At 61.5% G+C, this 23508-nt stretch carries 23 protein-coding genes; 14 read left to right on the top strand and 9 right to left on the bottom strand.

Annotated elements, in window-relative coordinates; translation table 11 throughout:
• The first annotated feature begins 30 nt into the window (after positions 1 to 30).
• From QOV41_RS11820 to QOV41_RS11785, 8 genes are all read left to right on the top strand, one after another.
• Entirely contained in the window at positions 31 to 816 is a 786-nt protein-coding gene (locus QOV41_RS11820) for a segregation and condensation protein A (RefSeq protein WP_284576807.1), read from the top strand.
• Positions 813 to 1457 carry an SMC-Scp complex subunit ScpB gene (gene scpB / locus QOV41_RS11815; protein WP_284576805.1) on the top strand — a complete coding sequence of 215 codons (645 nt, stop codon included), beginning with the start codon at positions 813 to 815 and terminating at the stop codon, positions 1455 to 1457. Before QOV41_RS11820 ends, scpB begins: the two co-directional genes overlap by 4 nt.
• A gap of 129 nt (positions 1458 to 1586) precedes the next feature.
• Positions 1587 to 1802 carry a twin-arginine translocase TatA/TatE family subunit gene (gene tatA, locus QOV41_RS11810; protein WP_284576803.1) on the top strand — a complete coding sequence of 72 codons (216 nt, stop codon included), beginning with the start codon at positions 1587 to 1589 and terminating at the stop codon, positions 1800 to 1802.
• Between the two features lie 37 nt (positions 1803 to 1839).
• Positions 1840 to 2574 (top strand): Sec-independent protein translocase protein TatB, encoded by a 735-nt coding sequence (gene tatB, locus QOV41_RS11805; RefSeq protein WP_284576802.1) that lies wholly within the window; start codon positions 1840 to 1842, stop codon positions 2572 to 2574.
• A 3-nt stretch (positions 2575 to 2577) separates the two neighbouring features.
• A complete protein-coding gene (tatC, locus tag QOV41_RS11800) occupies positions 2578 to 3390 on the top strand; it encodes a twin-arginine translocase subunit TatC (protein ID WP_284576800.1) in 813 nt (270 codons plus the stop codon).
• 109 nt (positions 3391 to 3499) lie between these two features.
• A complete protein-coding gene (gene serS, locus QOV41_RS11795) occupies positions 3500 to 4828 on the top strand; it encodes a serine--tRNA ligase (protein WP_284576798.1) in 1329 nt (442 codons plus the stop codon).
• Positions 4828 to 5595, top strand: a complete 768-nt coding sequence (gene surE / locus QOV41_RS11790; protein WP_284576797.1) for a 5'/3'-nucleotidase SurE — start codon at positions 4828 to 4830, stop codon at positions 5593 to 5595. The genes serS and surE overlap by 1 nt, the downstream gene beginning before the upstream one ends.
• Before the next feature lie 159 nt (positions 5596 to 5754).
• On the top strand, positions 5755 to 7023 hold the full coding sequence (locus QOV41_RS11785; protein ID WP_284576795.1) for a peptidoglycan DD-metalloendopeptidase family protein: 1269 nt from the start codon (positions 5755 to 5757) through the stop codon (positions 7021 to 7023).
• Positions 7024 to 7079: 56 nt separating this feature from the next.
• Here QOV41_RS11785 and QOV41_RS11780 read toward each other — a convergent pair whose 3' ends face one another.
• Positions 7080 to 7961: an ATP-binding protein gene (locus QOV41_RS11780; protein ID WP_415926774.1), complete on the bottom strand. Its 882-nt coding sequence runs from the start codon at positions 7959 to 7961 to the stop codon at positions 7080 to 7082.
• Positions 7962 to 8160: 199 nt separating this feature from the next.
• Here QOV41_RS11780 and yajC point away from each other — a divergent pair, with 199 nt between their 5' ends.
• The 4 genes from yajC to QOV41_RS11760 all read left to right on the top strand — a co-directional run bounded on the left by yajC (position 8161) and on the right by QOV41_RS11760 (position 12372).
• Complete coding sequence (yajC, locus tag QOV41_RS11775) at positions 8161 to 8511, top strand: preprotein translocase subunit YajC (RefSeq protein ID WP_284576792.1); 351 nt, start codon at positions 8161 to 8163, stop codon at positions 8509 to 8511.
• Positions 8512 to 8574: 63 nt separating this feature from the next.
• Positions 8575 to 11121, top strand: a complete 2547-nt coding sequence (secD, locus tag QOV41_RS11770; RefSeq protein ID WP_284576790.1) for a protein translocase subunit SecD — start codon at positions 8575 to 8577, stop codon at positions 11119 to 11121.
• Positions 11122 to 11133: 12 nt separating this feature from the next.
• On the top strand, positions 11134 to 11523 hold the full coding sequence (locus QOV41_RS11765; protein WP_284576788.1) for an Mth938-like domain-containing protein: 390 nt from the start codon (positions 11134 to 11136) through the stop codon (positions 11521 to 11523).
• Positions 11524 to 12372 carry a phytoene/squalene synthase family protein gene (locus QOV41_RS11760; RefSeq protein ID WP_284576786.1) on the top strand — a complete coding sequence of 283 codons (849 nt, stop codon included), beginning with the start codon at positions 11524 to 11526 and terminating at the stop codon, positions 12370 to 12372. It begins immediately after the preceding gene.
• Here the strand turns inward: QOV41_RS11760 and trmFO are convergent.
• Positions 12369 to 13754, bottom strand: coding sequence for a methylenetetrahydrofolate--tRNA-(uracil(54)-C(5))-methyltransferase (FADH(2)-oxidizing) TrmFO (gene trmFO / locus QOV41_RS11755; protein WP_284576784.1), 1386 nt, complete (start codon positions 13752 to 13754; stop codon positions 12369 to 12371). The two genes, QOV41_RS11760 and trmFO, sit on opposite strands and share 4 nt — an antisense overlap.
• Before the next feature lie 42 nt (positions 13755 to 13796).
• Positions 13797 to 14357, bottom strand: a complete 561-nt coding sequence (locus QOV41_RS11750; RefSeq protein ID WP_284576783.1) for a type 1 glutamine amidotransferase domain-containing protein — start codon at positions 14355 to 14357, stop codon at positions 13797 to 13799.
• Positions 14358 to 14497: 140 nt separating this feature from the next.
• Here QOV41_RS11750 and QOV41_RS11745 point away from each other — a divergent pair, with 140 nt between their 5' ends.
• On the top strand, positions 14498 to 15160 hold the full coding sequence (locus tag QOV41_RS11745) for a glutathione S-transferase family protein (protein ID WP_284576782.1): 663 nt from the start codon (positions 14498 to 14500) through the stop codon (positions 15158 to 15160).
• A 79-nt stretch (positions 15161 to 15239) separates the two neighbouring features.
• Here QOV41_RS11745 and QOV41_RS11740 read toward each other — a convergent pair whose 3' ends face one another.
• The 4 genes from QOV41_RS11740 to QOV41_RS11725 all read right to left on the bottom strand — a co-directional run bounded on the left by QOV41_RS11740 (position 15240) and on the right by QOV41_RS11725 (position 19382).
• Complete coding sequence (locus QOV41_RS11740; RefSeq protein ID WP_284576781.1) at positions 15240 to 15389, bottom strand: DUF1127 domain-containing protein; 150 nt, start codon at positions 15387 to 15389, stop codon at positions 15240 to 15242.
• Positions 15390 to 15587: 198 nt separating this feature from the next.
• Positions 15588 to 15740 carry a hypothetical protein gene (locus tag QOV41_RS11735; RefSeq protein WP_284576779.1) on the bottom strand — a complete coding sequence of 51 codons (153 nt, stop codon included), beginning with the start codon at positions 15738 to 15740 and terminating at the stop codon, positions 15588 to 15590.
• A 223-nt stretch (positions 15741 to 15963) separates the two neighbouring features.
• Positions 15964 to 18855, bottom strand: coding sequence for an excinuclease ABC subunit UvrA (uvrA, locus tag QOV41_RS11730; protein ID WP_284576778.1), 2892 nt, complete (start codon positions 18853 to 18855; stop codon positions 15964 to 15966).
• A 374-nt stretch (positions 18856 to 19229) separates the two neighbouring features.
• Positions 19230 to 19382 (bottom strand): hypothetical protein, encoded by a 153-nt coding sequence (locus QOV41_RS11725; protein ID WP_284576776.1) that lies wholly within the window; start codon positions 19380 to 19382, stop codon positions 19230 to 19232.
• A gap of 338 nt (positions 19383 to 19720) precedes the next feature.
• Here QOV41_RS11725 and ssb point away from each other — a divergent pair, with 338 nt between their 5' ends.
• Positions 19721 to 20242, top strand: coding sequence for a single-stranded DNA-binding protein (gene ssb / locus QOV41_RS11720; protein WP_284576774.1), 522 nt, complete (start codon positions 19721 to 19723; stop codon positions 20240 to 20242).
• 107 nt (positions 20243 to 20349) lie between these two features.
• On the opposite strand, the gene QOV41_RS11715 is transcribed toward ssb, so the two are convergent.
• Positions 20350 to 20877 (bottom strand): hypothetical protein, encoded by a 528-nt coding sequence (locus QOV41_RS11715; protein WP_284576773.1) that lies wholly within the window; start codon positions 20875 to 20877, stop codon positions 20350 to 20352.
• 186 nt (positions 20878 to 21063) lie between these two features.
• Positions 21064 to 23412, bottom strand: a complete 2349-nt coding sequence (locus tag QOV41_RS11710; RefSeq protein WP_284576771.1) for an efflux RND transporter permease subunit — start codon at positions 23410 to 23412, stop codon at positions 21064 to 21066.
• Positions 23413 to 23508 lie beyond the last annotated feature (96 nt).

The following is a 23508-nucleotide window of genomic DNA, read 5'->3' as shown; positions in this document are numbered from 1 at the left end:
CCGGGTGATTGAGACACCCCGCCCGCAGCTATGACACCCGCGCAGCCAGATTGGCTTGACCCCGCGCCTGCAGCGACCGAGCAAGTCCTGCACGTCGATGTGGGAGGCTATGAGGGACCGCTCGATCTTCTGCTGGATCTGGCGCGGCGGCAGAAGGTGGACCTATCGGCAGTTTCGGTACTCGCCCTAGCCGAGCAATATCTCAAGTTCATCGAAACGGTTCGTGAAAAGCGCATTGAGGTTGCCGCCGACTACCTCGTAATGGCGGCCTGGCTGGCCTATCTGAAAAGCCGCCTCATGGTGCCGCAAGCGCCCTCCGACGAAGAACCCTCCGGCGAGATGCTGGCCGCCTTGTTGCAGTTTCGCTTGAAGCGCCTCGAAGCCATGCGAACTGCGTCGGCGCAACTGCTGGCGCGGCCCCGTCTGGGCATGCAGGTTCATGCAAGGGGCGAGTCCCAGCCGATGGAAATTGTTCGCAAGAGCCGCTGGGAAGCGTCCTTCTACGACCTTCTCAAGGCCTACAGCACGCAGCGCGAAAAGGCCGTTGCGACAGAGTACACCCCCTCCACCAGAACGGTCTGGTCCTTGCAGGACGCCCGTGACATTCTCCAGCGGCTCATCGGCGACAGCTTCGATTGGGTGCCGCTCGACACCTATCTCCTCAGCTATCTGAGCAAGCCGGCAGAACGCGTGACCGCCCGCGCCTCCACTTTCGCGTCCAGCCTTGAACTCGTGCGGTTAGGGCAAATCGACTTGCGGCAGGAGGAGACATTCGGCCCACTCTTCATGCGCCGTCGCCATAAGGATGCACAGTGACTGAGCCGTGCGGCGTGCAAGAGCGGCAATTGCGCATCCTCGAAGCGTTGTTGTTTGCCTCTCGTGAGCCGCTCGGGATAGAGCAATTGCGGCCCTATCTCGGGGAAGGCGCCAACTTTCCAGCTCTGATCGAGGCGCTACGACAGCGCTACGCCGAGCGTGGCGTTACTCTCGTCCGGCGCGGTGAAAAGTGGGCGTTTCGGACGGCAGAAGACCTCGCCTTCCTGCTCCGCCGCGAGGACGAGGAGACGCGACCATTGCCGCGCGCTGCGCTCGAGACCTTGTCGATCATAGCTTACCACCAGCCGGCTACTCGAGCCGAGATCGAAGAAGTCCGAGGCGTGGCCACCGGCAAGGGAACGCTGGACACGCTGATGGAGGCAGGGTGGATCCGCATGCGAGGACGGCGCCGCACGCCTGGCCGGCCAGTCACCTACGGCACGACAGATGCTTTTCTCGACTATTTCGGTCTGGAGAGCCTTGGGGATCTGCCCGGATTGGAAGAGCTCAAAGGGGCTGGTCTTTTGTCGGGTCGCTTGCCTCCCGGCCTCCAGATCCCACTGCCTTTCGATGGCGCACTGCGCGAAGACGAAGACCCGTTCAATGCTGATGACGCTGGAGGAGACGAAAACGGTCAATAAGTTGTCATGGGAGAACTGCCGTGACTCGCCGGAAGCGTGCGAACACGTTCTTGTGTTTCCTGCCGATTAAACCTATTTCTGACCTATCTATCGCGTGTATCGCGTTCTGAGATTTATAGGGAGACCAACATGCACGCGCCAGGTATTTGGGGCATTCTCGTCGTCGCCGTCGTCGTAATCCTGCTCTTTGGACGCGGCAAGATCTCCGGCATGATGGGCGAAGTCGCTTCCGGGATTAAGGCCTTCCAGAAAGGCATGCGCGACGACGACAAGCCCGTTGAACGCGTAACGACGACCGCTGACACCACTGCGGTTCACGAGCCCGAGAAGAAAGACGTCGTCTAAGCCGCGTTGCCGGCCGGCGCACTGAAGGAATATCACTATGCTCGGCTTGGGCTGGACAGAGATGCTGGTCGTCGGCGTAATCGCGCTGATTGTGATCGGTCCAAAGGACTTGCCCATCGTTATGCAGCGGGTAGGCAAGTTCGCTGGCCAGGTCCGGCGAATGGGCAATGATTTTCAGCGAGAGTTGAACAAGACCACTGGTCTCGACGAAGTTCGCAATCTGCGCAATTCGATCGCCGCACCGCTCAAGAAGACGAGCGACGAGATCCGACGGGATTTCAATGCGATGACGCCCACAGGTCCGAAGCCGAGCGGCTTGCTCAAGCCGGCCGATCCTGACGGTCAGAGCGTCGTCGAGGAGATCAAGGCCGCTGCTGGCATAACTGAGCAGACAACCAGCAGCGAAGTGGGCCCGGTGAAAGCCGCGCCCGCACCAACGCGGCCGCTAATCAAGACTGAGCTTACGCCGCTCGCCGACTCCTCGGCTGAAGCTGAGCAGAGTGCGCAGAAGGTCACCGCCAACGGGACGACCGAGGCACTGCCGAGTGAGCCTGCGGACTCTCCGGTACCCAAGCCGCCGAGGCAACGCAAGGCCGCGCCAGCGAAAGCTCCAGCCAGCAAAACAACCGTCGCATCAAAGACCCGGGGTGGGGCGGCCCAAAGTCTTTCGACCGAGCCCGCTGACAGCCTCGACCGGCCGCAGCCAAAAGCCCGTACGCGCAAGAAGAAGCCCAGCGCCGGACAGGGCGATGCCGTCGGTGGAGAGAGCTAATCTATGGCCGACGTGAAGCAGATCGAGGACAAGAGCACCGAGCCCGAGGACGAACTCGCGGGTAGTGAAGCGCCGCTTCTTGAGCATCTGGTCGAGTTGCGGAAGCGTCTGATCTATTCGGCTATCGCGATTGTCGTTCTGATGGCCGGCTGCTTCATTTTTGCAGGCCAGATCTTCGATCTCCTACTCGTGCCGTACCGCCGGGTATTCGACAATCCGGGCGACCTGGAGCTTATCTACACGGCTCCACAGGAGTTCTTTTTCACGCAACTCAACCTAGCGTTTTTCGGGGCCATTTTCCTCGGCTTTCCGTTTCTTGCCAGCCAGATCTACATGTTCATGGCGCCTGGGCTCTACAAGCATGAGCGCCGCGCCTTTATACCCTATCTGATCGCAACGCCCCTTTTCTTCATTCTGGGCGCGATGATGGTCTACTTCGTCATCCTGCCCATGGCGCTCGGCTTTTTCGCTGGCATGCAGACCGAAGAGATCAGGATGCTGACCAAGGTGTCCGAGTATCTCAGCCTTGCGATGACGCTTATCCTGGCCTTCGGCGTCAGCTTCCAACTGCCGGTGATCTTGACCCTGCTAGCGCAGATCGACCTCGTGCACGTCGACATGCTCAAGAAGGGCCGGCGCTACGCCATTGTGGGCATTCTTGCCTTTGCGGCTTTTATCACCCCGCCAGATCCGATTTCCCAGATCGGCCTTGCCGTGCCCATTTACCTGCTCTACGAACTCGCAATTCTCTCCGTGCGCCGCATCGAGAAGAAGCGGGCCGCCGCAGATGCTGCCGCGGCAGCCGGGCAGTCTTAGCGCTCAGTATCCGCTGGACCTCATGGTGTAACTGCCGAGCCACGAGGTCGTGTCTCGGCGTGTGCATTCGGCAGGCAAACCAAGAGGCGGGCACAGTCCCGTAGCGCTTATGTTCGATATCAAGTGGATCAGAGCCAACGCCGAAGCTTTCGATGCCGCGCTGTCACAGCGCAAGGGCGTATCGATTCGCGCCTCTGATCTCTTGGCAATCGATGATCGCCGTCGGGTAATCATCCAGCGCCTGAACGAGGCGCAGGAAAAGCGCAATGCCTTGTCCAAGCAAATCGGACAGGCAAAGGCGCAAAAGGATGAAGCCAAGGCAGCCGAACTGATGGCCGAGGTGTCGCGGCTCAAGGAGATCATCCCGGAGGGCGAGGCCGAAGAGCGTGCGATTGAGGCCGAGCTTCGCAACGCGCTAGCCGCGATTCCAAATCTCGCCCTAGATGACGTCCCCGAGGGTGACGACGAGAGCGACAACGTCGAGTATTTCGGCCGCAACGGATCGCCGGAAACGGCAGCCAAGGAACGCCCGGCCACGCCCAGCTTCTCCTTTGCTCCCAAGGAGCACTATGAAGTTGGCGCGGCTGCTGGGCAGATGGATTTCGAGACAGCAGCCAAACTCTCGGGTAGCCGCTTCGTGGTGCTCAAAGGGCAGGTGGCGCGCCTCGAGCGTGCTCTTGGCCAGTTCATGCTGGATCTCCACACCAACGAACATGAGTACACCGAGGTCCAGCCGCCGATCCTGGTTCGGGACGAGCCTCTCTTTGGCACTAACCAGCTGCCCAAGTTTGAGGAAGACCTCTTCTTCACGCCGCATGGGGAGAGCCGTTTAGCGCTTATTCCAACGGCCGAGGTTCCACTGACCAATCTGGTGCGGGAATCAATCTTGTCCGAGGAAGAGCTTCCTTTGCGGTTTGCAGCACTAACGCCGTGCTTCCGCTCCGAGGCAGGCTCTGCCGGTCGTGACACGCGTGGCATGCTGCGCCAGCACCAGTTCAACAAGGTTGAGATGGTCTCCATCACTACGCCAGAGACCTCGATCGACGAGCATGAGCGCATGCTGGCCTGCGCAGAGGCGGTGCTCCAGAAACTGGGCCTTCATTACCGGGTCATGACTCTGTGCACGGGCGACATGGGCTTTGGCGCCCGCAAGACCTATGATCTTGAAGTCTGGCTGCCGGGCCAGGACACTTATCGCGAAATCTCCTCGGTGTCGGTCTGCGGTGATTTCCAAGCGCGGCGGATGGAAGCGCGCTATCGCCCGGCCGGCGAGAAGCAATCGCCCCGGTATGTTCACACCCTCAATGGCTCGGGAACGGCGGTCGGCCGCTGCCTCATCGCCGTCATGGAAAACTACCAGCAGGAGGACGGCACGGTTCTGATACCGGAGGTCCTACAGCCCTATATGGGTGGTCTCACGTCAATAGGCGGCCGCTGATGAGCCTGCGCATCCTCATCACCAATGACGATGGTGTGGATGCGCCCGGCATCGCCATCATGGCCAAAATTGCCCGTACAATTTCGGACGACGTTTGGATTGTAGCACCAGACGGCAATCAGAGCGGGGCAGGGCACAGATTCACACTCGGTCGAGAGCTGGCGCTCGAGGAACGTGCAGAGCGAACTTTTGCCGTCGTTGGTGGCTCCCCAGCCGATTGCGTTGTTGCAGGCATGACCCATATCCTGGGCGATAAGCCGGCCGATGTCGTGCTTTCGGGTGTAAATGCAGGGCAGAACCTGGGCGATATCATCAACTGCTCAGGTACCGCCGGTGGCGCTCGTGAGGGTGCACTGCAGGGCGCCGTTGCCATCGCCATGAGCCAGGGCATCAACTATGAGCACGGGCGCGATGTGAACTGGTCCAACGCCGAGACGCACGGCGTAGCAACGGTGAAGGCCATCCTCGCGGCCGACCGGCGTTCCGATACATACTACAACGTCAATTTCCCCTTCTGTGACCCGGCGACGACTAAGGGCATTGCCGTCGTCCCGCACCAGCGGTTCTCCCGCTCGCCCTTTCGCTATTATGCGAGCGACAATGATGGCAAATTCTTCATCGCCATTCCCGAAACCCCGCTACCGCTCGATCCGGCAGCCGATTTCGAGGCCATGCGTCGTGACGGCTTCATCACGGTGACCCCAATGTTGCTGCAGCAAACTCACATGGCACTCGTTGGCGACTTGGCGGCTCGTCTTACCCCGTGATGCAGCGGTGCATCACTCATGATGCTCGTTCCATTAGGCTTACCCAGCCCTGAATCGCTCGCTCTGCAATTTGCGCAATTCGCATCGGCTTTAAACTCGTCTTTACCTTACTCGCGTAGTTTCGATCTTGTGTTGAGTACCTGCGTAACGAGTGAGCTGATGCGTATCCGCCTATTCCGTAGCGCGCCCAAAGGCGCCACTGCCATGGCAAGCCTGATGGTCGCCGCCATCGCTCTGACCGGGTGTTCAAGCCTCGGCAGTCGAACCTTCGGTGATGCGACCACCACTAGCTCGGTGGCTCAGTCCGCTCCCGCCAGTTTCAATCAGCCCATGCCCTCTAGCCTGGGTGCGCCACAAAATATGGTCGCCGAGAACCAGTTCCTGCCGCCCGCTCCCATCGGTGGTGCAAGCTGGAACAGCCAGCCGGTGCAGCCGGCTTGGAATCAACCTGCCAATACCGGCTTCGCACAGCCGGTGGCGACGGCAGGGGTCTCACCCTCCGTCCAGTCCCAAGACCTTCCAGTACTGAGTTCACCGTCCCAGGGATCCCTGCCAGCCATGCAACCCCAGCCCGCCCTCGCCTCGGCCGCGCCGATGCCTTCGCCTGCCGTTCTCGGCAGCCTCCCCACCAATAGCTCGGTGCCTACTATGGCCACCGCAGCAACAACGCCGACACCGGCCAACGGCAATACTTTCACCCATACGATTGCCAGCGGTGAGTCACTCTACACCATCGCTCGCCGATACGATGTGACGACGCAGGCCTTGGTTCAGGCTAACGGCCTTTCCTCGCCCGACAAGATCGTCGTGGGTCAGACCATTACGATTCCGGGTCGGGCCGATCTTCTGGCCACCAAGGCGCCCACGCAAGTTGCGAGCGCAATCCCAATGGCCGCGCCGCAGCCCGCCCAGCCGGCCGCTCCTGCGACGGTGCCAACTAACATGCAGGCCAGCACGCCGCCCGTCGCCAATCCGGCTGCTCCCGCTCAGCCGGCTGCCGCCCCGCAGCCTGCACCGACGCAAGTCGCCACCGCACCGGCCGCAGAGCCTGCCATGTCAGGCAACGACAAGTTCCGCTGGCCAGTCAGCGGCCGCGTTCTGGTCGATTTCGCCTCATCTAAAGGCACCGGCATCAACATTGAAGCGTCAGAGGGCGCGGCGGTTGCCGCCGCAGAGAATGGCACCGTGATCTATGTCGGTTCGGGCGTGGAAGGCTACGGCAACCTCGTCCTCATTCGCCACCCCAATGGCTATGTCTCGGCCTACGCCCATCTGTCCTCGATGAGCGTTGCCAAGGGCGCCACCGTCAGCCGCGGCGACAAAATTGGTGCCGCTGGTATGACCGGTTCGGTCACCAAGCCGCAGCTGCACTTTGAACTGCGCAAGGGTGCCACCCCAGTCGACCCGATGCCGCTTCTCGCCAGCTAGAGAGCTGCGGAAGTACCGAGATCCCCGCCACGGCGGGGATTTTCATTTGCGCAAGCTCAAACTGGCTTGCCCATTTCGCCGGCCAGAGTACGGACCAGCTGGATGGCTACGCGCCCGGATCGTGCACCGCGCGTTGCTGCCCACTCGATGGCGCGAGCTCGCAGGGTCTGCTCATCCAAGCCCAAGCCAAAGTGCTCGGCATAGCTGCGCACCATCGTGAGAAATGTGTCTTGGTCGCAGTTGTGGAAGCCCAGCCACAAGCCAAACCGGTCGGACAGCGAGACCTTCTCCTCCACGGCTTCCCCCGGATTGATTGCGGTTGAGCGCTCATTTTCGATCATGTCGCGCGGCATCAGGTGCCGGCGGTTCGAAGTTGCGTAAAACAGCACATTGTCGGGGCGGCCTTCCAACCCGCCATCCAGAATGGTCTTGAGGGACTTATAGCTGGTCTCGCCGCTGTCAAAGCTCAGATCGTCGCAAAAGACGATAAAGCGAGCCGGCTCACCAGCGATGCGCCGCATCAGGGCAGGGAGGGTCTCCAGATCCTCGCGAGCAATCTCGATCAGGATGAGTCGCTGGAAGCCATCGTTCCCTCGCCCGGCGATGTCTCCATGAATGGCTTTGACCAGCGAACTCTTGCCCATGCCACGGGCGCCCCAGAGCAGAGCGTTGTTTGCACCATGGCCCCGGGCGAACTGTTCGGTGTTCCGCAGCAGGATGTCCTGCACCTGGTCGATTCCCTTGAGCATCTCAAGTGGCACGCGGCTTACTTTACGGACGGGCATCAAGACCGCGCTATTACCCTCCCAATGGTAGGCGTCGACCTCGCCGATGCCGCTTGCAGAGCCATCAGCGGTTGGTGCCATGGTCTCCAGTGACTTGGCGATTTTCTCAAGAGTTGCGGCAATTTCCGCCAGATAGTTCGTGCTCTGCACTATGGAAGATCCTCGTGGTAGGCGCGGCAATTTGTGGCCATTGGAATGGCTTTGCAATCGCTTGGGTGCAACGGTATAGTCCGCGCGATTTTGACCGGGGTGCAAGTACAACAAGCCCCAGATGCGTCCAGTGGCAGCGCAGTTGATGCTGGTGCCTGGCGCGGCCCCTTCATAAGTAAAAAGAGAAAATGGAGCACGCCCTATGTTCGTAACGCCCGCTTTTGCGCAGGCCGCCGGAGCCCCAGGCACCGGTGGTATCGCCGACATCTTTATCCAGCTCATGCCCATCCTTCTGCTGGTGGTCATCTTCTGGTTTCTGATTTTTCGGCCGCAGCAGAAGCGCCTGAAGGCGCAGCAGGCCATGTTGGCTGCCATCCGTCGTGGCGACACGGTGGTGTCGACTGGGGGCATCGTGGGCAAGGTGACAAAGGCTGTCGACGGCGAGGACCTTGAGGTTGAAATCGCTCAGGGCGTCAAGGTCAAGCTGGTGCGTAGCATGGTCGCAGATGTGCGTAGCAAGGCCGAGCCGGTCAACGACAACAAACCGGCGTAAAGTCCGGCTACTCCCAATGCCGGAGCCCAAGGGCTCCGGTTTCTGCTTTCTAGGACGTTCTTGATGAAATCCTCGCCAATCCGCGCTGTCCTCATTGTTCTGGTCGCCCTCATGGGCGTGCTCTTTGCACTCCCCAATTTTCTCGACCGCGACTTCGTGAACGGACTGCCTGATTGGTTGCCTAAGCAGCAAATGGTGCTGGGCCTTGACCTACAGGGCGGCTCGCACCTGCTTCTGGAGGTGGATCGCGAAGCGATCATCACCGAGCGATTGCGCGATCTTCGACGCGATGCCCGCAACGTTCTGGCCAACCAGAACGGTATTGGCAACATTATCACGACCGATGAAGCTTCCGCCACCATCACCATTGAGTTGACCGACCCATCGCAGCGCGAGCAGGCGGCGACGGCGCTAGCGGGCTTGCAGAATACCCTGAGCGACGCATTGTTCGCCGGCGTCGGGGTCGATGAACTCGCGTTTGGTCAGGCGGCTGACGGCCGTCTCACTATTGCTCTCACTGGCGAGGGGATCAACCAGCGCATGAGCGCCCTGGTGGCGCAATCGGTGGAAGTTATTCGCAGCCGTATCGACGAGTTGGGCACCACCGAACCGCTGATCCAGCGCCAGGGCGACACGCGCGTTCTCGTGCAGGTGCCCGGTTTCGACGACTCAGATCGTCTGAAGAATCTGATCTCGCAGACGGCGCGCCTAACCTTCCACATGGTCTATCCCGGCATGACAGCCGCACAGGCCGAGGCCCAGGGGCTGCCTGCCGGTACCATTATCGTTCCCACCCAGGAAGGTGGCGCCGAGCTACTCTATGAGGACGTCTCCTTGGGTGGCGAGTCCCTTGTCGATGCCCAGCCCGCATATGATCAGCAACGTGGCATGCCGGTGGTGAGCTTCCGCTTCGACACCCGCGGCGCGATTACCTTTGGACAGATCACCTCCGCCAATGTGGGTCAGCGCTTCGCGATTGTGCTCGACAATCTCGTCATCACCGCGCCAGTCATTCAGCAGCCGATCACCGGCGGCAGTGGACAGATCTCTGGCAGCTTCACCACGGCGTCGGCCAACGACCTGGCCGTGCTGCTCCGGGCCGGCGCCCTGCCGGCGAGCCTCGATATCGTTGAGGAGCGCTCGGTGGGCCCGAGCCTCGGCGCAGACAGCGTACGGGGCGGCTTGATTGCGGGAATTATCGGCGGCATCAGCACCGTCATTTTTATGCTGATCGCCTATGGCGTGTTCGGTGTTTTCGCCAATGTGGCGCTCATCATCAACGTACTTATGGTGATCGGTGCTCTGTCGCTGCTTGGCGCTACTCTCACGCTGCCGGGCATTGCGGGTATCGTGCTGACAATGGGCATGGCGGTTGACGCCAACGTGCTGATCTTCGAGCGCATCCGAGAAGAGCGGGCGGCGGGACGATCCATCATCGCCTCGATCGAGGCGGGCTTCTCCAACGCGATGAGCGCCATCCTTGACTCGAATGTCACTACGTTCATCGCCGCCATCGTGCTGTTCTTCCTGGGCTCCGGACCCGTGCAGGGCTTCGCGGTGACACTGGCGCTCGGCATCATGACGACCCTGTTCAGTGCCTATTTCATTACCAAGCTCATCATCGAGCGCTGGTATGGCGCGGCGCGCCCCAAGCAGCTCAAGGTTCAGCTGGTCAAATTCGTGCCTGACGACACCAAGATCCCGTTCATGAACTGGCGCAAGGCTGCGATCACGGCTTCTGTGATCCTTTCAGTTGCTTCGCTCGCTTGGTTCGGCATTCATGGGCTTAATCTCGGTATCGACTTCAAGGGCGGCACCTCGATAGAGGCGCAGCATCAGGATGGGCCAGCAGATCCTGGCGTTATCCGGCAGGCGCTTGGGACACTCGATCTGGGTGACGTGCAGGTGCAGGGATTCGGCCCTCCAGAAGACCTGCTGATCCGCATCGAACTACAGGAAGGTGGCCCGGAGGCGCAGCAAGCTGCCGTTGACCGGGTGACAGACCTTCTAACCGCAGAGAACTACGAAGTGCGCCGCACCGAAGCGGTAAGCGGCACGGTTTCTAGCGAACTTGCCATGACCAGCACGATCGGTCTCTCCGTCGCCGTGCTCGCGATCCTTGCCTATCTATGGTTCCGGTTCGAATGGCAGTTTGCAGTCGGCGCCGTGGTTTCGACCCTGCACGACGTTATACTGACAATCGGCTTCTTCGCGCTCACGGGTATCGAGTTCAACGCCTCCAGCATCGCGGCCATCCTGACCATCGTGGGCTATTCGCTTAACGACACGGTGGTTGTGTACGATCGCGTGCGCGAGTTCATGCGCAAGTATCGCAAGGTGCCGCTGGTTGATCTGCTCAACCGTGCCATCAACTCCACACTGTCGCGTACAGTCCTGACGGGCCCAACCACATTGCTTGCCCTACTGGCGCTTGCAGTGTTTGGCGGCGAAGTGATCCGCAGCTTCGTGCTGTCGATGATCTTCGGCGTGCTGGTTGGCACCTACTCCTCGATCTTTATCGCGGCTCCGATCCTGGTCTATCTGGGGCTCAAGGAACGCGCAGAACCGCAGGCCGTTGAAGCCAAGCAGGCAGACGGCGCCGCCGTCTAAGAGGATTAGTGCATGGCGGAAAGCGAAGTTCGCTCCTACCCGCAGCAGACGCAGATCGATGCCTATGGGAATGGGGGCTTCCGCTTTGCCGGTGTTTCCCACCGCGGGTCCTTGTTGTGCGTGCCGGGTAGCATGCAAGCGTGGGGCGTCGAGCGAGCAGACCAAGTGACGCTCGAAACGCTCGCTCCCGTGTTGGCGGCTGCTGACGATATCGACGTCCTGCTGATAGGGCTTGGGCACGACATCTCTGCCATTCCGCGGCAGCTGCGCGAAGCCTTTCGTGAGCGCCAGGTGATTGTTGAAGCAATTGCCACCGGAGGTGCCGTTCGCACCTACAATGTCCTGATGGCTGAAGAACGTGCCGTTGCCGCCGCTCTGATCGCGGTCGACAGGGTCCGCTGAGTGGATACCGACAGCTTCAGCCACGCCGCGGACGCTCTGCGCACGGCCGACCGGGACCGCTATCTCGCCACGCTGGTGCTAACCGGGCCGCAGCGCCAAGCGGTGACGGCTCTCTACGCCTTCAACGCCGACGTCGCCTCAGTTCGTGAGCGCGTTACCAATCCGGCTCCGGGTGAGGTCCGCCTGCAATGGTGGGCCGATGCGCTCGATGGGGAAGGCCATGGCATGGTCCGGCAGAACCCCGTGGCGGAAGCGCTGCTGGACACCGTGACGAAGTACCGGCTGCCAACAGGCACTCTGCTGCGCCTAATCGCAGCCCGGCGCTTCGATCTCTATGACGACCCGATGCCCGATGTCGCCACCTTCGAGGGCTATGCGGGCGAGACGGCTTCGACGCTTTATCAGCTCGCCGCCATGATCCTCAATGACGGCGAACCGGTCGAGACGGGTGATGCGGCAGGTCACCTCGGCGTGGCCCATGCGATAATCGGGCACCTTCGGGCATTCGGCCATGTCTCCTCGCAAGGCCGCATCATGCTGCCCTGGTCGGTTTTTGCGGCCAATGGGGTCAGCGAGCGCGAGCTCTTTTCTGGCCAGGAGAGCGAGGGAGTGGTCGAAGCCGTCGGTCAGCTGACCGAGATGGCTGGCGAGCATCTCGACAAGGCTGATGCGGCAATTGGGGTGCTTCCCGCCAAATTGCGCGCCGCGTTTGCGCCGGTCGCCATTCTGCGGCCGCAGCTGGCGGCCCTCAAAAGCAGCCACGCCGCGGTTTTCGCCGCCGCACCAGATGAGCCGGACTGGCGCAAGATCGCCCGGCTCTCCTGGTGGGGGTTGCGACGAGGCCGCTAGTTCGCCCAGGCGCCGAGATCGTCCAGCGCTCGAGAGGTGATCGCGCGCCGTTTGGCCATGACCTTGTCATTGCCGCGCCAGCGCGTGACTCCTTCGGGACGGGTGACGGTGACCGGCGGAAAAAGACCGAAATTCACGTTCATCGGTTGGAAGCTGCGAGCGCCGCTATAGCTCTCGGACTCGATATGGCCACCCGTGATGTGAGCCACAAGCGCACCCAGAGCCGTCGTTGTCGGCGGCGTTGTCAGCGGTGAACCATTGGCATCGGCAGCCGCTAGGCGGCCGGTGATGAGGCCTACGGCAGCGCTCTCCACATAGCCCTCGACGCCGGTGACCTGCCCGGCAAAGCGAATGCGCGGATCTGCCTTGAGCCGCAGGTCGGGCCCAAGCACCTTGGGGGAGTTGATGAAGGTGTTGCGGTGCAACCCGCCAAGCCGGGCGAACTGCGCCTCTTCCAGCCCGGGGATCATGCGGAAGATCTCGGTCTGGACGCCATAGCGCATCTTGGTCTGGAAGCCGACCATGTTCCATAGCGTGCCCAGCGCGTTATCCTGCCGGAGCTGCACAATGGCATATGCCTTGACTGTGGGGTTGCGCGGATTGGTGAGGCCCACCGGCTTCATGGGGCCGTGCCGCAAAGTCTCCCGGCCGCGTTCGGCCATCACTTCGATGGGCAGGCAGCCATCGAAGTAGGGGACCTTCTCCCAGTCCTTAAACTCATGCAGGGGTGCGGACAGCAGCGCGTCGACAAAACGGTCGTACTGCTCCTTGTCCATGGGACAGTTGAGATAGTCCGCTCCCGTGCCGCCTGGGCCCGCCTTGTCATAGCGCGACTGCTTCCAGGCGATATCGTGATTGATGCTGTCATAGTGGACGATCGGTGCGATTGCATCGAAGAACGCCAGCGCGTCTTCGCCGGTCTTGGCAAGGATGGCATCGGCCAGGGCAGGGGAGGTCAACGGGCCCGATGCGATGATGACATTCTCCCACTCCTCCGGCGGCCAACCAGCCACTTCTTCGCGGGCGATGGTGATGTTTGGATGGTTGGAGATCGCCTCGGTAACCGCCGCTGAAAAGCCGTGTCGGTCCACTGCCAGCGCGCCACCCGCCGGCAGCTTGTGCTGGTCGGCCGCCCGCATGATCAGCGAGCCGCAGCGGCGCATCTCCTCATGCAGCAAGCCCACGGCGTTCTGCTCGTGGTCATCCGAGCGGAAGCTGTTGGAGCAGACGAGTTCTGCAAGGCTATCGGTGTGGTGGGCGTCGGTGGGGCGGACCGGCCGCATTTCGTGCAGCACAACCCGAACGCCAGCTTCGGCGGCTTGCCACGCGGCTTCCGAGCCGGCGAGGCCGCCGCCGACGATATGTATGATCTGTTTGGACATGGCGGGCAGATAGCAAGCCCGCCATGCCGAAGCAATGGTGCGTTACGCCGCGCGGCGCTCGTGCAAGCCTTCGCAGATTTCTTCGGCGATCTTTTCGCAGAACGCATCGAGGTCGTCTGGCTTGCGGCTGGTGACAAGCCCCTGGTCGGCAACGACCTGGCTGTCCTCCCAACGGCCGCCAGCATTGATGACGTCCGTCTTCACCGATGGATAGGAAGTGACCTTGCGGCCTTTCACGATGCCCGTTTCGACCAGCAGCCACGGCGCATGGCAAATTGCCGCCACAACCTTCTTCTGCTCCCAGAACGCCTTGATCAAATCAAGCACCTTGGGCTCGACCCGAAGCAGGTCGGGATTGATCTGTCCACCGGGCAGGACGATTGCGTCATAGAGGTCAGCGCTCACCGCATCGACGGTCTTGTCAACCGGAACAGTGTTCCCCCAATCAGTCTTGTCCCAGCCTTTGATTTCCCCGGCCTCGAGCGAGATCACGTGCACTTCGGCGCCGGCTTCCCGCAGCTTGTTCAAGGGCACCTCCAACTCGGATTGTTCGAAGCCGTTGGTTGCAACGATAGCGATGGACTTGCCTGATAGATCGCGCATGATTCTCTCCATATTGGTCTCTGCCTAAACGGGAGAGGACTCCAGCGAGTTGCCCCTCCGCGCCAATGTGAATAAAATCCCTGCCGTTGCTCCTCCAGTTCGATAAGCTCGAGCAAGAATGTACCACAGAGGCGGAGCACATGGACAAGATGAGCCAAGGGCTTGTTTTATGGGGGCGTTCCAGTTCTGCTAATGTGCAGAAGGCGGTTTGGACGTTGCGGGAACTCCAACTGGCTTTCGAACACCGGGAGGTCGGTGGTCGCTTCGGCGGGCTCGGGGATCCCGCCTTTAGAGCACTCAATCCGAATGGCCTGGTGCCAGTGCTCCAAGATGGTGAGCTGACCCTCTGGGAAAGTCATGCGATTGTTCGCTATATCGCCGCGGCGTATGGAGAAGGCAGCATCTGGCCACGCGATGTCAACGAGCGGGCAGCCGTCGATCAGTGGACCGATTGGACGGCGACGACCTTTCAGCCTGCCTGGCTTGGCCTCTTCTGGGCACTCGTGCGCACCCCGCCCGAACAGCACAACCATGCGGCCATAGACGGATCGCATCGTGGCACGCTGGCGGCCCTGCACATTCTGGAGGGAGTGCTTCTAAAGCAGAACTACCTTGGCGGAGAAGAACTTAGCTATGCCGACATCGTGGCTGGCGTGGCGCTCTATCGATGGTTCACCATGCCCGTTCTGCGCCCGAGCATGCCGGGCGTGGAACATTGGTATGCACTGCTGCAGCAGCGGAGGGCATTTCGGTCGGCGGTGATGGTGGACTACAGCGAACTAGTGGGTCGCCTGGAGTTCTAGGGATAGAATCAAAACACCCGCATCTCAGGGAGAAGCGGGTGTTCGATCTACAGCAGCTACAGTGTTGTTGCAGTAAACCTTAGAGCGAGCCGGCATGGTCGCGTGCAATGCGATTGATGTCAGTGCGCGAAATGCCCAGATCGTTGAGCTGACGATTGTCGAGAGCGCCGAGTTCACGGACGGTCTGCTGGTATGCAGCCCACTTCTTGAAAGTCTTGCGAATGTCCATTTGGTAATCCCCTTTGGTTACAGGCCTATATTTAGGGCAGAGTCGGGGGAATGAGCAGGGGGTCTTTGGTCAAACGAGCTATGCATTCTTTGCGGGGGTAGGGGCGGGTTTGGTTCATGACCCGTTAAGGCTCGCGGCAAAGACAAGGCCGCCGGGTGGCCATCCGGCGGCCTTGCTATGAAATGTGGCAAGTGCAGGTTAGCGGTCGAACAGCGACCGGGTCATCTTGGTGAAGTCAGGGCCGCTCAGGCCCAGCAGGTCGGCATCTCGCGTCGAGGGAACGTCCATTTCCCGCAACGTCTGCTTGATGTCGACCAGGCGCTTGATGCGCCAGACGGCACGCACAAACATCGGTTCAATTCCCATTTGACTGGTGGCAGGCAAGCCTAAGATGCGGCGATTTGGGACGTTGCGCCATGCCCTATGCGTCAACAGCATCATGCGTGGCACGCATGGCAAATTCACCGAACTGTAGCAATCTCGCCTCGCACAGCTTTCGGAGCACTGCACCAAATGCCCCGAAAGTGCTAACGGACTGTTGCCCCTGACACGCCATAAGGGCAGCAGAAGACCGCTATTCCGCGGCCCTTGTGGTGTAGTGAGGACGCCGGTCCATTACTTCCTTGAGGAAGGTGCCCGTATGGGAGTGCGGATTGGCCGCGACGTCCTCGGGCGTGCCCACCGCCACGATCTCGCCACCGCCATCACCGCCCTCGGGTCCAAGGTCGATGACCCAGTCGGCCGTCTTGATCACTTCGAGATTGTGCTCGATGACTACTACGGTGTTTCCACCCTCGACCAGCTCGTGGAGCACTTCGAGCAGCTTGGCCACGTCATGGAAGTGCAGGCCTGTCGTCGGTTCGTCGAGCATGTAGAGCGTGCGCCCGGTTGCGCGCTTGGAGAGCTCCTTGGAGAGCTTGACGCGCTGCGCCTCGCCGCCGGAGAGGGTGGTCGCGGGTTGACCAATCTTGACGTAGCCCAGGCCAACGCGCTGCAGCGTCGTCAGCTTGTCGCGGATCACCGGAACGGCCGAGAAGAACTCCACGCCCTCATCGATGGTCATGTCGAGGATGTCGGAGATCGACTTGCCCTTGAACTGCACCTCCAGCGTTTCGCGATTGTAGCGCTTGCCCTTGCACACGTCGCAGGTGACGTAGACGTCGGGCAGGAAGTGCATCTCGATCTTGAGAACGCCATCGCCCTCGCACTTCTCGCAGCGACCGCCCTTGACGTTGAAGCTGAAGCGGCCGGGGCCATAGCCCCGGGCCTTGGCTTCGGGCAGCCCGGCAAACCATTCGCGGAGCGGGGTAAAGGCGCCGGTGTAGGTTGCAGGATTGGAGCGGGGCGTGCGACCAATCGGCGACTGGTCGATGTCGATCACCTTGTCGAGAAATTCGAGGCCGGTCAGTGACTCGTGCGGAGCCGGCACGACACGCGCGCCGTTGAGACGGCGAGCAATGGCCTGGTACATGGTGTCGATCATCAGGGTGGACTTGCCGCCGCCCGAAACGCCGGTGATCGCCACGAACATGCCGAGCGGCACATCTACGGAAACGTTCTTGAGGTTGTTGCCGGTGGCGCCCTTGACGCTCAGGGACTTGCCCGTCTTGCCCTCGCGGCGCTCCGCCGGCAGGGGAATGCCCATGCGGCCCGAGAGGTATTTGCCGGTGAGGGAATCGGGGTGGTCGAGGATCTGCTGCGGCGTGCCTTCGGCAACGATATTGCCGCCGTGGACGCCCGCACCCGGCCCGATATCGAGCACATAGTCGGCAGACAGGATCGCGTCTTCGTCGTGTTCCACGACGATGACGGTGTTGCCCAGGTCGCGCAAGCGCTGCAGGGTTTCAAGCAGGCGGGCATTGTCGCGCTGATGTAGGCCGATCGACGGCTCGTCGAGCACATAGAGCACGCCGGTCAGGCCGGAGCCGATTTGTGACGCCAAGCGAATGCGCTGCGATTCACCGCCCGACAGAGTGCCGGAATTGCGCGACATGGACAGGTATTCCAGGCCCACGTCGTTGAGGAACCTGAGGCGATCACGGATTTCCTTGAGGATGCGCTCGCCGATCTGGGACTGTGTCGGGCTGAGCTTTGCCGAAAGCTCGGTGAACCAGGTCGATGCAATCTTGATCGACATCTCGCTGACCTTACCGATATGCAGGCCGTCGATTTTTACGGCCAGCGTTTCGGGCTTGAGCCGATAACCGCCACAAGCCACGCAAGGCTTGGCCGACATGTACTTTTCGATCTCCTCGCGCATGCCGGCGCTTTCGGTCTCCTTGTAGCGCCGCTCAAGGTTGCCGATGACGCCTTCGAAGGGCTTGGTCGTCTTGTACTGCCGCAGGCCATCGTCATAGACGAAGTTGATGGGTGTCTTGTCGGTGCCATAGAGCATCGCATGCTGCACCTCGAAGGGCAGGTCGCTCCAGGCGGTTCCCGTTGAGGCGCCGTAGTGCTTCGCCACCGCAGTCAGCGTCTGCAGATAGTAGGGCGCGCTGGTCTTGCTCCAAGGCAGGATGGCGCCGTCACGAACGGAGAGCGACGCATCGGGGACGATCTGGTCCGGGTCGATCTTCTGCTCGGTGCCCAGGCCATCGCAGACCGGGCAGGCGCCGAAAGGATTGTTGAACGAGAACAGCCGCGGCTCGATCTCCGTGATGGTGAAGCCGGAAACGGGGCAGGCGAACTTCTCCGAAAAGGTAATCTGGCGCGGTTCACCATTCTCGTCCAGCTCATCAGCAAATTCGATGAGTGCGATGCCATCGGCCAGCTTCAGCGCCGTTTCGAAGCTTTCCGCCAGGCGGCCGGCGATGTCGGGGCTGACGACCACGCGGTCGACCACCACTTCGATGTCGTGCTTGAGCTTCTTGTCGAGCGCGGGGGCGTCCTCGATTTCGTGGTATTCGCCGTCGATCTTGACGCGCTGGAAGCCCTTGCGCATCAGGTCTGCAAGTTCCTTCTTGTACTCGCCCTTGCGGCCCCGGGCGAAGGGCGCCAGCAAATAGAGGCGCGTGCCTTCGGGCAACTCCAAGGTCCGGTCGACCATTTGCGAGACGGTCTGCGATTCAATGGGCAGCCCCGTGGCGGGCGAATAGGGCACGCCGACGCGCGCAAAGAGCAGGCGCAGATAGTCGTAAATTTCGGTGACAGTGCCGACCGTCGAGCGCGGATTGCGCGAGGTCGTCTTCTGTTCAATGGAAATGGCGGGGGAGAGCCCCTCGATGTGCTCCACATCGGGCTTCTGCATCATTTCGAGGAATTGCCGCGCATAAGCGCTCAGCGACTCCACATAGCGCCGCTGGCCCTCGGCATAGATGGTGTCGAAGGCCAAGGACGACTTGCCTGAACCCGAGAGCCCCGTCATGACGATGAGGCTGTCGCGCGGCAGCTTGACATCGATGCCTTTGAGATTGTGCTCGCGGGCGCCGCGCACGATGATCTCACGGTTCTGGCTAGGCATTGGCATGGTCGGTCACGTCCATCGGTCAGTGCCCCAGGAGGCGGCACGGGCATCGGTCATTTATTGTGCTGGAACTTAGCCAGCAAATAGGCGTGGGGCGTAGGCCCCGCAAGCGACCCGTTAGCATGGCTGCCAAGCCGAGTGGTAACCATGACGTGTACGCCAAGCAACAGCAGCGAGTCCCGTCTGAGAACATAAGCGGAACGAAATGCTGTTGGTCAAGCCCCACGATTGTGCGTGAAAGAATGCATGGACAGCCACAACGCTCCCTCTACCGCATGTAACGCAGTGTCCCCGGCGTCACGAGGACTCCGGGAACCAAGATCTGGCTTGACGGAGGCCTCCTGACATAGCGTGTCAGTAGCCGAGCGCTGGACCGCTCAGGCGTTGCTCTCTTCGCTGACCAGCGACTGCGCTACTGCGGGGCACATCGACTGATCAACGAATGGGCAGGACTGGGCCGCGGCAAAAGCGGGAGCGGCTGCTCCGCTAATCACGGTCAGAGCGAGCAGGGCGGCGAGGAACTTTTTCATGTCATGTTCTCCTTGTTTGGAACGTGACGAGGATGCTCTCTGGTAGCGTGCAGCACCACTTAAGCTCCTGTAAAGTAAGTGAAAACTCGTTAACGTCGGTAATGTGAAGGAGGTTGTTGACCAATCTCGTGCACTAGAACATAATGGGAACATTAACTTTTGGCCTCGGCGATTGCAGGGCTGCGGCGGCGCCTGTTTACAACTTCGCCTTTGGGGGCGCGCCGGGATCGGCAAAGGGGTAGGGTGCCGCAGGATTGGTGCGACCCAGCTGAGCGGCGCGCCAAATGTGTTGGAAAGGGCCTGGTGACGCGCCAGGCTGAATTGACAGGGAGTTCGCCATGGCGGGCAGCGTGAACAAGGTAATTCTGGTGGGCAATCTCGGTGCCGACCCCGAGGTGCGGAACCTGCCGAGCGGCGGCAAGGTGGTGAACCTGTCGGTCGCCACATCCGAGCGCTGGAAGGACCGCAATTCGGGCGAACAGCGCGAAAAGACCGAGTGGCATCGCGTGGTGATCTTCTCGGAAGGTCTGGCCCGCGTGGCCGAGCAGTACCTTAAGAAGGGTTCCAAGGTTTACCTCGAAGGCCAGTTGCAGACCCGCAAGTGGCAGGATCAGTCGGGTCAGGACAAGTACTCGACCGAGATCGTGCTGCAGAACTTCAACTCCTCCATGGTGCTGCTCGACGGCCGTGAGGGTGAAGGCGGCTTCCGCGGCGGTGGTGGCGCTGGCGAGGGCGGCGGCGGCTATGGCAACGACACCGGTTTCCGCGGCGTGCGCGATCAGGGTGGCGGTGGGCGCCGGCCATCGACCAATGCGCCGGCCTTCGAGCCGGGCGGCATGGACGACGATATTCCGTTCTGAGGTTTTACCGCAGAATGAGGGGGGGCCGGACGGCCCCTTTTCCTTGTGCCCAGCCAAGAAAAAGGGCGGATCCACCGAGCCGCCCTTTGCTGTTCGGTAAGTGGAGCCTACCGGCTGAACGGCACCGAGGCGCGGAAACTCTCGCCGGTTTCCACATAGACCACATCGAAAGCGACGTTGATCGCACCGTTATCGAGCGTGATCTGAGAGGAGATGTTGTACTCCTTGCCCTCTTCGTCTTCCTCCTGCTCGCGCAGGTTGAAGATGACGCCATTGCCGCGCTTCTGGCCAATTGCTGTGCCGGTGAAGGTGGCGTTCGAGCTCATCGCCGCTTCGTAGCGGCGGCTACCATCGATATAGGCCAGGGTGCCGGCAACGGAGAGATTGTTGCCCGCCAGGGTGCAGCGGCCGTTGTAGTTGACCTTGTCCTGATTGCCCTGGTTGAGCGACAGGCGGCACACCACCGTCTCCTTGTTGGCGCCGGTCAGGGTGCCGCGGCCGCGCCAGTCCCCAATATAGGACTGCAGCAACGCCACTTCAGCAGGACCGGCAAAGGCCGGGCCGCTGGCGACGCCAGACGTAAGGAGCAGGCCTGCGAGCGCGACGGCGCGCGTCAGGGATGCGACATGGGTCATTTGCACTAAGCCTCCAGTGAATCATGCCCCCCGGCAGATCCGATGCCGGAAACCGATACCAAATCCGTGCGGCTCCGGCCGCAAGCTTCTCAACAATGTGACTGCGGCAGGAGACTGCCCCCTGCCAGACGAATCAGACGTCTACAATCTATTCGGGTGCCCCGATTTCTCGCAAGCAGCTGTGTCTCAGCTGGTCCGCTCTGGTTCGACCGGCGTGGCACCAGACTTCGTTTTATCTTCCTTGGTGCCGCGCAGCCGCTCGAAGAACTTGCCCCCACCCACCAGGATGGACGGCAGCATGAAGAGGTCGCCGACCAGCGCCAGGCCCAGCGACAGCACGAAGAGCGTGCCAAACAGCGCCACCTGGGGGAGTGCCGAGAAGGCGACGATGATCGTGCCGGCGCACAGGATGACGGTGGTGGCGACGATCGCTCCGCCAATGCGCTTGAGCGTATGCTCCACCGAGGCGAGGTGACCCAGCCCTTCGTTCCGCCGCCCATGCATGTAGTGGGAGAGGAAGTGGATGGTGTCGTTGACCGCAATGCCGAAGGCGATCGTCAGCGCGATCACCGTGGTCAATTGCAGCCCCGCGCCGGTCGCCCAGAGATAGCCGACTGTGCCCAGGATCGGGAAGACATTGGGCACCGTCGAGGCCAGGGCGATGCGGAAGCTGCCAAAGGCAATGCCGATCAGCACCAGATTGATGAGGACGCTGGCGGTCAGCGAGGCCTGGAGCGAGCGCACGATGTCGTCGGTAGCGAAGGTGGTGAGCACGCGGAAGCCACCCACTTCGGCGCCCTCGATGCCGGCCGCCGCGATCTGGTTCTCGATGGTGGCGACGAGCTCCTTGAGCTTGCCGCTCTCGATGACGGTCGGCATGAAGCCGGTGACGAGGCCCTGCGAGCCATCATCGGTCACGAAGCGCTTGCGCATGAAGGGGCCGACGGCGCTCAGCACCTGTTCGCGCGTGAAGCCGCTCTCGGTGTAGTTGGTCATGCTGGCCGCCGAGATGACCTTGTTGTCACCCAGCTCGCCTTCGACGATTTCGTGGACGATGCGCAGTGTCTCGTAGTCGGCCGGGCCGATATTGGGATCGTTCTCGACGAGCGGCACGCGGACATAAAGCGGCGCCACGCCACCCACGCCTTCATCGATGCTCTCGGCAGCGGTGAGCGCGGAGGACTCGTTGGCGACATAGTCCTCAAAGGAGAAACGCGGCTGGATGACGAAGAACGGCACCAGCAGGAGGATGACGAGGAGCACGGAGAGGATGGTGACCGGCCTGCCGGCTGTGGTCGCCAGCTTCCAGGCCAGCGGCACGGGCGCGTTGAGGGCAAAGTTCGGTGCCTTGGGCAGCTTGAACCCGAGCCGGACAGCCGCCTTGAGCAGCAGCGGCATCACCGTCATCAGGCACACGAACATGATGACGCAGCCCAGCGCACCCGCCAGTGCGAATTCCTGCACGCCTTGGCCGGGCGAGACATAGAGCGAGGCGAAGGCCACCAGCGTCGTAAGCGTGGTGAGCGCGGTGGCGGGGCCGACCAATTTGAGCGTCCGGTCGACGGCCGCGCTGGGGTCATCGCCGTCGCGCCAATAGGCGAGCCAGTTGAAGATGAAGAACATCGACTCGGCAAAGGCCATCACCAGCACCAGCGTTGTCACGATGATGGTAAGAAAGCTGAACGAGCCGAAGAGGAGCAGGATCATGCCCATCGACCACATCACCGCCAGGAACGGCGTGGCGGCCACAAGAAGCGCGCCGGTCAACGAGCGGAGGGCAAAAAGCGCAATGACCGCGCCCAGCGCGAAGCCATAGACGGTGAACTTGATCTGGTCATCGACCGCCGCATTGAGCATTTCGGAGGTCCAGAGCGGGGGCCCGGTCAGCTCGATCTGAATGTCCTGGCTCTCGTAGAAGGCGACGGTTTCGCGCAGGCTCTCGATCATCGCCGCATTGCCCAGTTCGCGCGTCATCTCCTGATTGGGGAAGATAATCAGCACCACGCCGGATAGATCGGGCGTGATGAGGTTGCGCATCATGGGGTCGTTCTGCTGCAAATCGGCTAGGGCCGCTGCCACCTGCTCGGGGGTGGTCATGCCCTCGGGCACTGCCGGAACGGAGCCGCCGTCGCCGTCGGGCTTGCGCAAGGTGAAGGGCGACATGGTGCCCACGGCAAAGTCGTTGAGCTCGAGATCGAACGCGAGGGTGCGGATCTCCTCGAGCACTTCGGGATCGGTCAGCCGCGGCGAGTTGACCAGCACATAGATGTCGTTCTCAAAGGTGCCGAAATTCTCCGACAGCCGCTCATAGGCATCATAGTGCTGGCCCGAATGGGCGTAGACGCGCAAGAGGTCGCCGTCGACATTGGCGCGGGGGATCTGCGAGAAGCAGAGAACGCTGAAGAGCACCACCAGCAGCGCCATGATGCGCGGGTGGCGCAGGGTGAGGGCGCCGAGCCGCTCCAGACCAAAGCCGATGGACCGATCGCGCGTGGCCCGCTGCCAAGCGCGCTGAAAAACTGAACCTTCGGCCAAACCGCGAATCCCCAACATCAGGCGAGAAATTGGGCGCGATTCCTAAGGCTTTGCGCCAGTGGCGTCCAGCCGGACGGTGGCGCGCCCCACGCCAGG

It is taken from the genome of Devosia sp. RR2S18 (assembly GCF_030177755.1).
Lineage (GTDB): Bacteria > Pseudomonadota > Alphaproteobacteria > Rhizobiales > Devosiaceae > Devosia > Devosia rhizosphaerae.
Note: the sequence above shows the minus strand (reverse complement) of the source record. Positions and strands in the feature narration are given on the sequence as shown.